The 16,838-nt window shown below is 40.0% G+C and carries 7 protein-coding genes; 1 reads left to right on the plus strand and 6 read right to left on the minus strand.

The window, feature by feature from the left end; all coding sequences use genetic code 11:
• Positions 1-4,321 (plus strand): choice-of-anchor J domain-containing protein (locus PLE33_05020; protein HPS60605.1); only part of this gene is annotated, 4,321 nt, incomplete at its 5' end.
• 1,602 nt (positions 4,322-5,923) lie between these two features.
• On the opposite strand, the gene PLE33_05025 is transcribed toward PLE33_05020, so the two are convergent.
• The 6 genes from PLE33_05025 to PLE33_05050 form a co-directional block, all read right to left on the minus strand.
• Complete coding sequence (locus PLE33_05025) at positions 5,924-9,502, minus strand: choice-of-anchor J domain-containing protein (protein HPS60606.1); 3,579 nt, start codon at positions 9,500-9,502, stop codon at positions 5,924-5,926.
• Positions 9,503-9,759: 257 nt separating this feature from the next.
• Positions 9,760-11,463 carry a hypothetical protein gene (locus tag PLE33_05030; protein HPS60607.1) on the minus strand — a complete coding sequence of 568 codons (1,704 nt, stop codon included), beginning with the start codon at positions 11,461-11,463 and terminating at the stop codon, positions 9,760-9,762.
• Between the two features lie 67 nt (positions 11,464-11,530).
• Positions 11,531-12,640, minus strand: coding sequence for a tRNA guanosine(34) transglycosylase Tgt (tgt, locus tag PLE33_05035; protein HPS60608.1), 1,110 nt, complete (start codon positions 12,638-12,640; stop codon positions 11,531-11,533).
• The gene (rseP, locus tag PLE33_05040) at positions 12,641-13,939 is read right to left on the minus strand and encodes an RIP metalloprotease RseP (GenBank protein HPS60609.1); all 1,299 of its coding nucleotides are present in this window, start codon (positions 13,937-13,939) and stop codon (positions 12,641-12,643) included.
• Positions 13,940-13,970: 31 nt separating this feature from the next.
• The gene (locus PLE33_05045; GenBank protein ID HPS60610.1) at positions 13,971-14,714 is read right to left on the minus strand and encodes an OAM dimerization domain-containing protein; all 744 of its coding nucleotides are present in this window, start codon (positions 14,712-14,714) and stop codon (positions 13,971-13,973) included.
• Positions 14,711-16,267: a lysine 5,6-aminomutase subunit alpha gene (locus PLE33_05050; GenBank protein HPS60611.1), complete on the minus strand. Its 1,557-nt coding sequence runs from the start codon at positions 16,265-16,267 to the stop codon at positions 14,711-14,713. The genes PLE33_05045 and PLE33_05050 overlap by 4 nt, the downstream gene beginning before the upstream one ends.
• Between the last annotated feature and the right edge of the window lie 571 nt (positions 16,268-16,838).

A 16,838-nucleotide genomic window follows, 5' to 3' on the forward strand; every position in this document is an offset into this window, starting at 1 on the left:
TACTACACAATTTAATAGTTGCCGTTTAGGAAATAGTGATTATTCAAATCCTCCTACTTTGAGTTTATCTACTGCCAGACCTAATATCCAGATAAATATGACAACATCTGACCCTACCTCAGAACCTAATCCTGCCAATCTTGTCAGCCCTCTTAACGGTGCTACCAATATTCTCTTATCGCAGACACTTAATTGGTCATCCGGAGGTGGTTCTCCTACTGATTATAAGATATTTTGGGGAATCAGTGAAACCTCTTTTGAAAATGAACAATCTGGTTTAACAACAACATCTTTCAGCCCTCCAAATCTTGAATATTCAACAACTTATTACTGGAAAGTTGATCCTCATAATGATTATGGCTATGCTTCAGATATTGCTACTCTTCCTGTCTGGTCTTTCACAACTATGGCTGATCCGACAATTAATCCTCCATTTACAGAGGGCTTTGAACATAGTGGTGCTTTACCAAATGGTTGGAGCGTAACTCATGGCTCTGGTGGTTCCAAAAATTGGGAATGTGTTACAACTGATTCTCATGGAGCTTCTTCTGCACATAGTGATTCATATTTTGCTCGTCTCGATGTATATAATGCATCTACTTCTTACAATTTTTATTGCCTAATTACTCCGCCCATTGATCTCAGCTCTGGAAATATTCGCTTGAATTATTGGGTTTGGATTGGTTCTACAGGTTCATCCACGCCTTTAGATATAGAGATTTCAATTGATAATATGGCAACTTGGAATGTTTTATATCAACATACTTTAACGACAACCAATACCTGGTTCAATAATACTATTGCCTTAACTGATTACGCATCTTCCGGTGCCTATATTAGATTCAAAGGAAAAAGTAATTATGGTTCTGGTTCATGCAATATGGGCTTGGATGATATAACCTTTGAACCTATACCGACAATACCTTTCTTTAGTTACAGCCCCACTAGTTTACCATTTGGAGCTGCTTTAGTTAATAGCCCCACTGCTTATCAAAATGTTACTATTACAAATACTGGTGGTGGAGTACTTAATCTTGCTGAAGTAGATGTAAGCATAATTGGAACATATCCCTCAATGTTTTCTTTTGACCCTGTGAATCTGGGGGCAGAATTAGGTCCCAATCAATCAGTAACTATTCCTGTTCGTTATAATCCTACTGCTATAGGTGAACATTCTGCTACTCTGCAAATGGTCTATAATGCAACCAACTATGAGGTTGCATTATCAGGAAATTCATTAAGTGAGCATGCCCTTTATGAAAGCTTTGAAAGTGACACTTTCCCACCTGTGTGTTGGTCAAATCCAGGTTCCTGGAGCCGTTCCACAAGTTATGCTAAACAGGGAGTTGCTTCAGCTTATAAATACCCGTATGATACAAGCAAATATATTCTTTCCACACCTAAAGTTACTATAACCGACACCAGTACTTTAAATTTGTGGACCTTATGCTCCAGCACAAGTGGTACTATAGAAGTTATCTATTCTCCGGATAGAACTACCTGGACGCAGATTGGCAGAAATATTACACATTCTGCAACCAATACCTGGTATAATACAATTGTGGATTTAAGTTCTCTTGCCGGAAATAATTATTATCTTGGTGTAAGAACAGGTGGACAATCATATACATCCTATTATATTGATCTGGTAATTGGACCTGACATTACTCCTGAGGCACCCGGAGCTCCTACTCTTACAGCACCTTCCAATGGAGCTACTTTGGTTAGTATTTTACCTACCTTTACCTGGACAGCTCCTACTACTGGTGGAATTCCAACAGGGTATAAGGTCTATTGTGATAATAATAACCCTCCTACTTCAGAGATTGCGGATGTAACCGGTTTAACTTTTACCGCTACTGTCCCCTTGCTTAATGAAACTCAATATTATTGGACTGTGAAAGCATATAATACTGCTGGAGATACAGCTGCTACTCCTGTCAGCTTTACTACTGTAGAACAAGGTTATACTGTTATTGGAACGGGGACATCTACTCAGCGTCAGCCCTTTAGTACACTCTGGGGTTATGAACGTTCTGCTGCCTTATATACCAATGCTCAGATAGGTGGATTTGGATTATTAGATAAAGTTGCCTGGAATTGTGCTACTACATCTACTACGGCTGTTCCATATAAGATATATGTAATGCAGACAGATGGTACTGCTTTTACTGCTATGAGCTGGGATACTTTTACCGCAAGTGCAACCCTGATAGATGAGGGAACACATACCTTTTCTACTACCGGCTGGAATTTATTTGAACTTGATAATCCTTTCTCTTATGTTTTAGGAAATTTAATAGTAGCAGTAGAAACAAATTATGGTGGTAGTGGAGGTGGTTCAGGCCATACTTTCTATTATTCTACAGGTGCAGCTAGTAGCCATCAATACTGGAATCAGGACAGCACTCCTCCTACGGGAAATGGAACAGTAAATACCAATTTACCTAATATTATGCTGCATTTATCTGAGTTACCAACAAATCCTACAATTAATATTACTCCTACCAGTTGGGATTTTGGACAGGTACAGATTAACACTACTAATACTAAGGACTTTACAATTAGTAATATAGGTGGTGGAACCTTAACTATTAATCCTGCAATAGAATTAATTGGGACTAATGTAGATCAATTCCTGCTTACAGATACTAATAGCTATCCTTGTGAACTTGGATCGGGTGAAGCGATGACTGTTTCTGTTGCCTTTGCTCCTACTTCCATAGGTGAAAAGACAGTAAATCTAAAAATAGTTGATAATTTAAGTAAGACAGAGCATAATATTCCTTTAACCGGAACCGGGGCTGACTATTCTATAAGTTCCATACCTTATTTGAATGATTTCCAGAGCAATATTAACGGTTGGACTGTCTTAAATGTAAATGATGATGAGAATGAATGGGAGCGATTAACTGAAAGCGCTTCTAATATGGCAATGCAGATAAGCTATAATTCCTCCGAAGCAATGAATGACTGGTTTATTACTCCTCCAATAAATTTAACCAAGGATATTACCTACTATATTAAGTATGAATATCGGGTTGCATCAGATTATTTTCCTGAGAACCTTGGTGTATATATTGGCAACTCACCTACTCCTGCAGCTCTTACTACTCTTCTTGATGATCAAAGTCCATTAACCAACGAAGAATTTGAAATAGGAACTGCATCCTTTACTCCACCGGCAACAGGGATTTATTATATTGGTTTCTATGGTTACAGCGATGCTGATATGGATATCCTTTATGTTGATAATTTCAGGATTACCCTTGCCGGTAGTGATATTGTTAGCGGAATTACTTTCGGAGGAACTGCCAATCCTGATCCTGCTCCAATTGATAACCCGGTTACAGGAAATCCTCTGGATACTTCGTTAACTATAGAAGGAATTGCGGGAACACCAGTAATAACCGTTATTACAGAATGGGCTCCCCCAGCAGTCCAACTTCCTAATGTAGGACTCAGTTTTGTGCTTAGCGGAACAAACTTCTCCGGAACTACAATCACTATTAACCATAATCTTGGTTTCGTTCCTGAACAAATTGCCTACAGAATAGAACCTGGAACCTGGAATATACTCACTGCCGGTAGCCAAGGAGTTGATCTTTGGAATGATACCTCAGTTACTTTCAATTTACCATCTACTAAATCAGCTGGAGATTTGGGTTTTGTATTCCCTCAGCAAGAAGGTCAAACATTACCTGTAACTCTATCTAATTTCACTGCTGTAGTAACTTCCGAGAATTTTGTTAATATTGCCTGGCTGGCAGAAACCGAGACGAATCATTCCGGTTATAATATTCTCCGGAATGAAGCAAAGGATTTGGAAAATGCCATTAAAATTAATGCTCAATTAATTGACCAGGGCACAGCAGCGGGAACTCAAATCAGCTATTTCTATACTGATTTTGAGGTCTATACAAATCAGGTCTATTATTACTGGCTGGAAAGTATTGCCCTGGATGGAACAAATCAATTCTACGGTCCTTTAACCGTTACTATTGGTGATCCAACTCAGGAGCCGCTTCCTCCAGTAGTTCCGATGGTTACAAAACTCTATAATGCCTTCCCCAATCCTTTCAATCCAAATACTAATATTCGTTATTCTCTGAAAGAAGCAGGTAAGGTTAAAATTGAAATCTACAATATGAAAGGTCAGAAAATCAAGAGCTATAATCAAGAACATAGTAGTCCGGGTTACTATCAGGTTTCCTGGGATGGTCGTGATGAAAATGGCAGAAATGTTGCCAGCGGAATTTATCTGTATCGTCTAACCACAGCTAATTATACATCGGCTAAAAAAATGGTGCTGGCAAAGTAGGGAACGGTGAACGGTGAACGGTGAATGGTGAACGGTGAAAAGTGAACGGTGAAAAGTGAACGGTGAAAAGTGAACGGTGAACGGTGAAAGGTGAATAATGAAGAATTGAGAATTGAGAATTGAGAATGGAGAATTGATGAACTATGGAATGTGGATAGAAATTTGTGTAGCTGGAGACCGCCGTTCCTCCGCATCCTGATTAACCGAATTAAGTAACATAACATAAAGAAACCCCGAGTTTTTCGGGGTTTCTTCTTTATCTAACATTCATTCCATATAGTCCTTTAGGGCGGCACGAAAATAGCGATGGTGGCGAAGCTCCTCGTAAAAAAAGGTTGAGATGGTTGAGAAGGTTTAGAGGGTTGATGTTTCTTATGAACGACGAGGACGTCGTTCTTCCTGAATACAAAGCCCCGTAGGGCGACACGAAAATAGCGACGGTGGCGTAAACCCGTAATAAAAATGACAAATATCTCTCTGCTCTTCGCTCTCTGCCCTCTGCCAAAAAGCCCTTTAGGGCAGCACGAAAATAGCGACGGTGGCATAAGCCCCTCGGAAAATTGCTATTTCAACGGAGGGAGGTTTTGACTTACAATTTTCACCTGCCTTCAATGAAACCACACGCCTCACTTCTTGTTCACTTCCAAACGCTCTGCAACTGATTTCCAAACCCGAAAATTGTGAGTTAAAACAAAGGCAAAACCATCGGCAACCTGACTATTTTTTTGTTCTCAAAGAAATCCCGGAATTTTCTCTATAACCCTCCGATATGATTCTCGTATCGTTCTCGTATCGTGATATGGGATTGATACGGGAATCTCATCCGCCGTGTATCGCAATAAAGCAGGAACTGATAAATAAATATCTTGGGAAGGGAAAAAGAATTATCGCTGCTGATAGTGAGTTATCGCTTTATGGGGTTGTTGTTCTATACCTTGAAAATAGTGGGTGATTGATTGTTCGGTTGGATGGGTGTGTACTTTCTGTTTTAACTCACAATTTTTCGGTTTAGAGACCAGCTAAAGAGCGGTTGTATGTGAACTATAAATGTTGGGTGTGGTTTCATTGAGGGCAGGTGAAAATTGTAAGTCAAAACCTACCACCGCTTACTTCTTGTTTTAACTCACAATTTTTCGGTTTGGAGACCAGCTAAAGAGCGGTTGTAAGTGAAAAAAATGTGTAGGGTGTTGTTTCATTGAAGGCAGGTGAAAATTGTAAGTCAAAACCTACCACCGCCTGCTTCTTGTTTTAACTCACAATTTTTCGGTTTAGAAACCAGCTGAAGAGCGGTTGGAAGTGAACAAGAGATGTGGGGGTGTGGTTTCATTGAAGGCAGGTGAAAATTGTAAGTCAAAACCTGCCACCGCTTGCTTTTTAGATTACAAACCTGCTAATAAACAAAGCCCCGGGAATCCGGGGCTTTTATTGTTATTTTCGTAATTCAGGGTAGCGAAGGAACGGTTACCTCCATTCACACAAATATCTGGTCAATATCCTTAGCCAATCTCTTTTCCATTCTCCATTCTCCATTTTTCACTTTTCACTTTTCACCTTTCACCGTTCACCGTTCACCGTTCACCGTTCACCTTTCACCGTTCACCCTTATTTCATCATTATCATTTTTTTCGTGCTGCTATACTTTCCGGCATTCATTTTAAAGAAATACACTCCGCTGGATACAGGATGGTTATTATCATCCAGTCCTTTCCAAACGGCGGTATAATTACCGGGAGCTTTTGTTTCGTTAACCAGGGTTTTAACTTTCTGACCCTTAATGTTATAAATCTCAATATTTACAGGAATATGTTCTTTAATGCTATAGGAAATAGTGGTTTCCGGATTGAACGGATTGGGATAATTCCCTTTCAGTTCAGTTTGAACAACAGGAGCATAATTATCATTATTATCATATCCATTTACTCCGTGAATGCTTACATCATCAATAAAGAAGATGAAAGCATCGTTGGAAACACACTGAATTCCGATATAGACATTCTGATTGTCATAACTGGAAAGGTCATAATTATATTCAGTCCAAGTTACAGGTGCCTGCACATAATTTGTGCCGGAAACAATTTGGAAGTTATCAGGATTAATTTGGGTATTAGTAGAAACGCCTACTTTGAACCGTTCCAGTCCATATTGGGCAGTATAACTTCTGGCATAGAATTTTATATAGGAACCGGTGCCTAAAAATACCCGGGGACTAATCATCCAATCATTATTGGGAGGTGTCGTTGCAGCAAAGCTTGCAGGCATTTTAGAACCGCTGTGAGCAGTTAATGTTGTTAACGGAGGAGTTGTGGCAGTCGGATTGAAAATAATGTATGCCATCGCACCGGCGCTACCGGGAAAATTAACATCCGTTATTCCATAAGTAGTAGCAAGATCAACATCAACCGTAGTCCAGGGGGCAAAAGAAGTAACGAAATTAGCATAGCTTTCAAAATCATCTGTAAAGAACGCTGGAGCTGGCTGATAATTGATTGTTACGCTAACAGTAGCGGGAACTGATTCCCCGGTTGAATAAAGTGCTGTTACGCCATAATTATAAGTTCCGTTGGCAAGGGTAAGATCTGTATAGTCAGTGGTGGCAGGATTACTAATAGTAGAAATCAATGTTCCATTACGATAGACCTTATAGCCCACAAGGGAACGCTCAGCATTCTTTGGTTGTTCCTTAACAGGAGCAGGAACACCTTTTACCCGTTCAATCGTTCCGGGAACTGTAGCAACATAGGGGTAATCTTTTGCCTTAGTAGCAGTTCCAACAAATACATCGTCAACCAGGAAAATGAAGGCATCATTGGAAACGCATTGAATACCAATATAAACATTTTGTCCTACATAAGCGTTTAGGTCATAAGTATATTCCGTCCAATCAATAGGTGCCTGAATATAGCTGGCTCCACTAATAATGGTAAAGTTAGCCGGGGCTGTTCCAGTTGTGGAAACACCAACTTTGAAGCGTTCCAAACCAAATTGATTTGTATAACTTTTTGCCCAGAATTTTAAGACATTACCTGAAGTAATAGAAAGTTGAGGAGTAATCATCCAATCATTATTAGGAGGAGTAGTAGCAGCAAAACAGGCAGCCATTTTACTTCCGGTATGAGCTGCCAAATCCGTTACAGCAGGAGTTGTAGCACTCGGATTGAAAATAATATATGCTTGAGCTGCATAAGCATTTGTCCAAGATATATTTTGCATTCCATAAGTGGCACTTAAATCAACATCTACCAAAGTCCAGGGTGCAAAATTAATAGAGAAATTTGCGTAACTCTCAAAGCCATCATTAAAACCTGTAGGAGGAGGAATTACCCCGGGTGCATCCCAATCCAGGAAAACATCCGTATTATTCTGCACTGTGCCTGTTAAATTCAGAGGCGGATCAAGCGGAGCAACAATTTCTACATTTACAGGACCTGCATGAACCGATTCTCCGGTAGTATAAAAAGCAGTAACCGTATAACTGTGTGTGCCCACTTCCAAGTCCATATCGGTATAAGAAAGAGTAGCAGGATTACTAATAGTATTAATTAAATTGCCACCCCTATAGACCTTATAACCAAGAAGGTCTCTGGTGCCAAAAGTGGAAACAGGTGCCTGCCAGGTTAAATTCACATTATAGTAGTTTTGAATTGTAGCAGTAAGGTTTTGCGGAGGATTTAGCTGTTCCACTATATCCGCTACGCTGAAAGTATCCATATAGAGATAGAATCTATCGGCATCGCTATGACCGTGAAAACCGATGTAATAAGTTCCACCGGTTACTGCAGGCATAATAATTTCTGCCGTTTCATAAGCAGTATTGATGATGTTCAAATTTTCCCAAAGCAGATTTGTCATACTTGCCGCTGCAGGAGTTGTTCCCCAATAAACAGAAAGCTTTTCTGCAAAAGTGGTACTTCCGCTGCAGTAGTAGAATTTTATTTTGTAATTGTGAGTATCAGTAAAGACAAGAGGAGGTGTAATTAACCAGTCATCCATTGCCACTAAAGTATTATAACGCATGCGCATAGAATTGGGAGCCGTATTACCATTGGCATTATAGGACTGCCAAGTATAAGCATCATTATTGGCATTGATAGCTGTCCACCCCAAAGCTAAATCAGGAGGAATAATTGTATCAAAGTTTTCTACATAAGGATAGGTTGTTACTGTAGGATCTGCCAGAACAGTAAAGCTCCAAATAGGACAATTAACCGCATCGCCAAATTGATTATAGGGAACGATTTTCCAGTAATAGTTAGTGCTGTAAGTAAAATCATTAGCGGGATCATATATCGTTGCCGTTTGCGTTACTCCATTAGCTATATTGGTAGGAGGATTATCTGTGCCAAAATAAACCTTATAACCCTCAACAACTCCACCTCCGGAATTCCAGCTGAGATTTGTAGCTATGGGAACATTAATAGCCCCATTAGCAGGATGAGGATTTTGAGCTGCCAAAGGTGGTTCACCCGTTACTGGAGGTGTGAAGGTGTAAGTTAATCCATTAGCAGGAAAGACAGTTGCACTTAAAGTGCAGGTATTGTTATTAGCAGTTCCAGCTATAGTAGCAGACCAGTCGGTTGTAGTGGTCCGATTATTAAAATCACTATTGGAATTACCTCTTAAGCCAACCTGGATAGTAGCAGCAGTAGCAGAAGTTACAGCTGTAAAGGGACCATAAATAAAGACCACTTTATTACCGTTTTCCTGAAGTTGAAGTTGAAAAGTAAAATCATCATTAGCTGTAGCAGTAGGAGTTCTCCGCCAGTTTTTCCATTGAATAGTAAAAACCCGATTGGGTGCAGCGCCACTGCTTAAAGACATAAGAGTTCCCTCTGCTCTGGATTTGATATCACGGGAAAGAACCGCAATAATATTGTTTGTAGAAGTTCCAGAACTAATCGGAACAGTACTTGTTAATACAGTATCACCCATAGCGATAAAACCGTTGGAAGCGATGCTGATAGTAGTATAATCAACACCGTTATAGGTAAAAGTAAAGCCCAGTGGAATGGCTAAAAAACATTCATCATTATTAGCACTGGTTCCGTGAATTGTTCCTCCACTGATTTCAGTAAAAGTTCCTAATGCGGATGCAAAAGTATATTCGCTAACCGTAGAAAAGGCAGCAATAGCTGTTACTGAAAATATCAGTAGAAGAAGGAGTTTGTTAACTTGTGTTTTCATAGTATCTCCTTTCTTGATAATATCCTTAATTATTCATTCATAATATCCAGGGACTGTTATGATGTTACATCTGATACAGCCCTTTTATAACCTGATAAAAAAGATAGCTATACTGTCAAGCAAAACTTATTCCTGCTTCAAGAAAAGTATTTTCTCCCACTTGCTATCATTGTATCGCTCTTTGTGTTTAAAAAAAGCTCTCAACCCTTTCCAATTTTTCCTCAATTCTACTCTGGTTCCCCTGTAATATTCATTCTTCACTGAAACTTAAATGGCTGCGGTCTTCTACCCGAAAAATCCGGTATCTGGATACCTTTTTTCGTAGAAAGGGTTAGTTTCCATTCGCCCTGTTTTCCTTTTTTTTGGTTTAGGGCAAAACAAAGTTCTATAGTATCCCAAATTAGGGCAGGATTATAAACTCTTAATCCTGTTCCTTCCGTCAGCAGCACATTTTTAGAGCTGATTTGAGAGAAGTGATCGGTAGCAAAAGCGCAGTCCAGAAAAGTAAAAAGTCCGATTTTGAAGCCCCAGATTTGGTAAGGCGTGGAAGTATCTTTTTCCCAAGCGGAGCGGATAAGTTTATCACCCTGCAAATTCCAGATTCCGCGATAGCCGGTAAGAGAAGTAACATTCATCTTTTCCTGCGGATATCGTTTACTGCCGATGATTAGATTGCTGTTAAAAAAATACCTGCTGCGGAAAGCTCCCCGGCTTTGTAACGGAGAAATAAACAACGGCTCAACAGCCAGGACGCTTTGTTCCATCCCTTCTTTAGCCAGATATGTTTCCAGGGCACTGGAAAAATATAGATAGGAACCGCGGGGCAATTTATCAGCCCACGAATAATGCAAACCGGCAAAAACCCGATTATTGTATTCTCCGTCTTCATAGCCCAAGAGGTTTTCCCATAAATATCCAAGCGGTAAAACATTATTCACCATAAATAAGCTTACATTTCTAAGCGAAGTATAATCCGTTTTACTGATAACAAACGCACTTAAGGCAAAGATATTATTATGCCAGGGTTTACCGGTATTGGCATTAACTTCCGGTCTGATGCTAAACCAGTTTTTATCCAGGGCAAAAGCTGAGTATTTATATGCATTGGCGTGATTCTCTTCTTCGCCAAAGCTATGGGCATACCAGGAGCCCAAAGTCCATTTTTCCGTAGATAAAGTATCTGCTGGTGGATGAAGGTAATTTCGGGTAATTTCCAATCCTCCGGAATGTGGAGTTACCGGATAGAGGAAAGGATGGCTGAAATATAGATCCTGGTTAGAGTTTCCGGAAAGCTCTTTCCAGTAAGCATCGGCACGAAGAAAAGTGCCTTTTATATTAGCATTGCTGTAATATGTTTCCCAGCTGGTAGTTGTTAATTCCCGGGGATTGATTTGCCAAATATGTTTCAGTCCAAGCCCCAAGCCCAGAATGTTTTGTTCATTTATCTTCAAACGGTATTGGCTTTGGGAAATAATCCTGCCGCTAAGTTCCAGTGAGAATTTATCCCGCACCAGAACGAAGACATCAACGGAGCCATTCTCATTATCGCTAATCAGTAATTCCGCTTCTCTTAAATAGGGAAGTTCTTTCAAATAGGCAAGGTTACGATTCATCACTTCAGCAGAGAACAAATCTCCTTCCGCAAAAAAAAGCATACTTTCAATTATCCAGTCCCGGGTTTTATAGTGCAAAGAGTTACCTAATTTTAATGCCTGATTGTAGAAATGTGTTTCCGATTTGGCAGGAAGCAAATCAAACACATCCAGATTAACAATGTAAATTGCCTCTATTTTCTTGCCCTCATATTTCTCAAAGCCAAGATATAGTTCCTGTTCTTTTGCGCGTTCTGCTTCCACTTTGAAAATGAGCGGATACACTTTTCGGGAAAGCCAGTTTTCCATCCAGGGCTGGGGAATATATGTTTTAACGGTATCGGCAGGGGTCGTTACATCAGTTTCCACACTCCAAAGAACTGACGCATAAAGCCATAAACCAAAAACAAACAAAAAGCTGCAAAGAAACTTTTGCCTAAACAATCGTATCCAAAACAGGGAGCATTTCCGCCAGAAATGCCTCCCATCTATCTTCCTGAATAGCAATTCGTGCCAGTTGCATCAATTCTTGATAGAACCACAAACTGTGAATAGTAGTAAGCCGCATTCCCAATATTTCGTTCATTGTTATCAGATGGCGAATGTAAGCTCTGCTGAAATGAGTGCAGGTATAACAACCGCAGAGTGGGTCAATGGGCTTAAAATCATCTTTATAGCGTGCTGCCTTAATAATCATTTTGCCATATCGGGTAAAGATACTACCTTTGCGGGCATTGCGAGTTGGCATCACACAATCAAACATATCCACCCCTCTATCAATGTTATTCAGTAAATCGGCAGGGGTTCCTACTCCCATTAAATAGCGAGGTTTATCAATTGGCAGAATATCATTCAGAAAAGAAGTAATCCTAATTAGTTCTTCTTTTTCTTCCCCCACAGCAAGACCCCCGATGCCATAACCGGAAAAATCCATAGCCATCAGTTCCAGGGCAGATTTCTCCCGCAAGTCCTCATAAATTCCTCCTTGCACGATTCCGAAAAGTGCCTGATGTTCCTGATTAGTAAATGCTTTTTTCCCTCGCTCAGCCCAATTTAGAGTAGTGGAAAGTGATTTTTCCACATACTGTCGGGTGGAAGGATAGGGAGGGCATTCATCAAAGCTCATAATTATATCTGCACCAAGGGCTTCCTGAATTTCAATCACTTTTTCCGGAGTAAAAATATGAGCCGAACCATCAATATGGGACTGGAATTTAACCCCTTCTTTGCTGATTTTGCGTAAAGAAGCTAAACTCATTACCTGGAAACCACCGCTATCTGTTAAAATAGGATGATTCCAGCTGATAAATTGATGCAAACCACCTGCTTTTTGAATTAAATTATGGCCTGGACGCATATATAGATGATAGGTATTCCCCAAAATTATCTGTGCTTGCACTTCTTCCAGTTCTTTGGGACTCATTGCTTTAACCGTTCCCAAAGTTCCTACCGGCATAAAAACGGGAGTTAAAATATCCCCGTGTTCTGTTTTGATAATTCCGGCACGGGCTTTACCACAGGTTTTTTGCAATGTAAAACTGAACATCTATTGTCCTAACAGGAATTGCCGGATAAGCAGCTTGGAAATATCTGCATAGAAAGCATAAAACATCAATAACATTAACAGGGCAAAACCGATACGCTGTAAAAATGCCTGCACTTTTATCGGTACAGGTTTACCAAAAATGCCTTCCAGAAAAGCAAAGAAAATATGACCCCCATCCAGAATGGGAATTGGCAAAAGATTCATTATCATCAAAACTAAGCTGATGGACGCAAGAAAGATAATTAAAGAGCTAACTCCTCTCTGGGCAACCTGTTGACCCATTGTGGCGATCATCACCGGTCCGCCAAGATTGTTTTTCAACTGTTCCGGTTTCATAACCAGCTTGTATAAACCCACATAATTCAGAACGATAAAACTAACTGTGCTCCTTGCCCCATAACTGATTGCCTGCAAAGGATTATAGCGGGTAACGCTTTTCACCGGCATATATTGACTGATGCCAATCATTTTCTGGTCACCCATTGAAACATTTTCTTCCAAAGCAATCGTGCGAGTTAATATTTTACCTTCCCTTAAAATTGTTAGCTGAACTTCATCTTTTTTTGAGGCAACTATCCTTTCCCGCATTTCATACCAGTTGGCAACGGATACGCTATCCACAGCCAAAACTTTATCCCCCGTTTTCAATCCTGCTCTCCAGGCAGGCATTCCGGTGAAAACCTCTCCGATTGTTGTATCCACTTTCGGTTCAAGGGATTTAAGTAAAGAATCCACTGCTACAGGAGCTACTTGCAAAATGCGCTTTTCTCCTTTATGGAGGTAGGAGATAGTATTATTTTTTTTTCCCGAAAGCGCCAGCATAAATTCCTGAAACCCTTTCACCGGCTTGCCGTTAACGCTAATAATGCTATCCGCAGCGCTAAAGGACTCTGCCCAAACGCCTTTGGCATTGTGAATAATGGGCAACAGGTCTTCCTGTTTTTGAGGTAACATAAAGGCAATAACAAATAGTAACAACCCGAAAAGTAAATTGGCAAAAGGTCCGCTGAAAGCAATCAGGGCTCTTTTCCACCAGGATTTTCCCAAGAATGTTTGTTCTTCAGGAACCCCGATATTTTCCTCGGGATTTTCTCCCTGCATTTTTACATACCCGCCTAACGGCATCCATCCCAATCGGTATTGAATACCATTTTTCTCCGTTTGCCAAATTGCTTTTCCGAAACCTATAGAAAAACTTTCAATTCCTACATTAAATGCACGCGCCACTAAAAAATGCCCGAATTCATGCACAAAAATCATCAATCCGAAGGCAATAATCGTTATCAATAATGTTAACATATAATGCTGCTCAAATCCTTATCCATAATATCTATTTCCGGGCTATGCTTTTTGCCAGAGTTATGGCAATATAGCTGGCAACATCGGTGGCATAAGTTCCTGCTCCAAAACCGGCATCAAAACCAAGTTCTATTGCCAATTCATGGGAAAGGCGCGGTCCGCCGCAAATAAATAACATTTTATCCCTTAAACCTTCCGCTTCAGCAAGTTCTATGAGGCGGGTTAAATTTTTGATATGAATGTTTTTCTGGGTAACAACCTGGGAAACCAAAATCGCATCTGCATTCACTTCTCTGGCTTTGGCAAGGAGTTCTTCACAGGGAACCTGAGCACCCATATTGAGGGCATTAAAGCTATGATAGCGTTCCAAACCGTAACGATGATTATAACCTTTCATATTCATTATAGCATCAATTCCAACGGTATGGGCGTCACTTTCAATGCAAGCACCTACAACCGTTATTTTACGCCCCAAATGCTCTGCCACAAAGGCATCTGTTTCTTCCATCGTCATTACCGGTGTATCAACCACTTTCACTTTGATTTTGCTGATATCTACACTGGTGGAAGTTACAGCATAAGCAATAAAATGCGTAAAACCCTCCGTTAAATCATTCATAGCTGTTATTTCCGCTTCGTCAAAACCCATCTGTAATAATAGTTTCCGCGCCGCTTCTTTACCCAAAGCATCACAGGAAACAGGCAGCGAAAAAGAAAGCTGCATTTTGCCGTCATTTAAAGTATCACCATAAGGACGAATAATATTTTTGCTCATAGCTTAAGCTCCTGCTTCATACTTTCCATAAAGGGATTGTAATAATCACCGTCTTTCATAAAGACACCTTCCAAACCTTTTCCCCCGTTTTCGGGACGCTTAATTTCGGCAAATTCGCCTTTACTCATAGCACTAAAAAGACCTTCTTCCGCCACTCTTTCCAAAAATTCCGTCGCTTGAGCCAAGACCTCATTTGCTCTGCTATTAATAAAACTATCTTCACTTAAGCATAAATTTTGGTTCAGGTCTTTCACCGCTCTAAATATATATTGCGCATTTTCAATAGCCAAAAAGCGGTCTGCCAAATGCGGAGTATGAATTGCCTCCGTCATCATTCCCAAAAGCTGCACACCTTGTTCAGTAAGCTGACCGGCAAAATTGAACATTGCATTTAACAGATAGGTATGGAAAATATTGCCGCTGGCAAATTTCGTGGGTGGCATATATTTAACCGGGGAATCAGGAAATAGGGTTTTGGTCAAAAGTGCGTGCGCTAACTCATAACTAAAGCTGTTTTCCAGCTCGGGATTTATCTCAAAAGCATGTCCTAAACCCATTTTATCGGGCTTAATACCACTTAAAACAGCAAAACTTTCATTGATCAACTGGCTTGCGGTAACCGTATATGCCTTTTCAACAGCATCGGAAGTAGTTAAATAATTATCTTCTCCCGTTTGAATTTCAATTCCCGCATAAGCATTTATCATCCGCGCAAAATATTGATCCAGCAAGGTTCTTTTGGGATTAATATCTCTGAATAAAATGCCATACATTGCATCATTCAGCATCATATCCAAGCGTTCCATTGCCCCCATAGCAGCAATTTCTGGCATACAAAGTCCACTGGCATAGTTAGTTAAGTGAATATAACGCTTTTCTTCCCGGGAGACCTCATCCAATGCTTTACGCATAATTTTAAAATTTTCCTGCGTGGCAAAAGTGCCTCCAAAACCAACAGTCGTAGCGCCAAAAGGAACATAATCCAATAAGGATTGAGCTGTGGAACGGATAACGGCAATAGCATCAGCTCCTTCTCTGGCTGCAGCTCTGGCTTGATCTACATCCTCATAAATATTTCCTGTTGCAACAATTACATAAATAGCGGGTTTGGGACGCGGTTGGTATTCAGCCAGAAGTTCCTCGCGTTTTTGCTTTTGGGCAGTTATATGACCCAACATCTTTTCTACTATGGGATTAAGTGTATTTAGTATTTCCTCACCTGAGGCAAGAGAAATTTGGGTTAATTCCAAACCATTACAGGCAACCGCTTCCGCTACTTGCTGAGCTGTAAAACCCTTTTTTAGCATAGCATTAGCTACCCAAATCGCTGCTCCTTTCTGCAACGCAGAATTTTCCACCAATTGATCTACTACTACATTGGGCAAGGGTTTACCATCTTTAAGGGCACCGTCAATTCCCATTAGTCGTAAAACTGTTCTTTCCGTTGTTACAGTAGTGTAACCATCAAACAGCCAAAGGAAAGCATTAGTTATTTGAGAAGCAGCTTTCCGGGCTCTGGATACCATTTCTTTATTAAGGTCTAATTTTAGCATTTATCGCTCCAATATACTGAAAAGTGAAGTTGTTGCATTTCTTTTAGAACTGGTTGTTTAGTCAAGGGGATTTTGTTTTTTCCCGCTTAGGTGCTATCATCAACCACTTTTCAAAAATAAGGAAAATAAGTTTTAATATTGATAGGGCATAGATAATTTTCTGTCTGCTGTGGATTCCTTTAAAAAACAATATTCTGCCGCTTTCTACGCAATATAACTGCCCAACTGTAAAGAGAAATAAGGTTTACAGAGAAAAGGAATTGGCAAAAAAAGAATGTGCTCTACCTGTTTTTTCCTAATACCTGTTCACAACTTATAGTGTCCAAAATTAAAAATTTATTCTATTTCGCAATAAGTTAGCTTGCAATTTGCGAGAGCTTTACCTGTTTTTAGACAGACCATTTTTCCCTGCCAAGTTGAATCTTTTATGCTGCCTTAAAGTATCTTTAACGACTCTTTAGCGAAGTTAAGGAATTGTTAATGATGCGTTAAAGGAGCGTTAAAGAAATGACCAGGCAACAGATAGTTGGACTTAATCCATAATGCTATTTCGGAAAAACGACATCCTTGT

This window comes from Candidatus Cloacimonas sp. (assembly GCA_035403355.1).
Lineage (GTDB): Bacteria > Cloacimonadota > Cloacimonadia > Cloacimonadales > Cloacimonadaceae > Cloacimonas.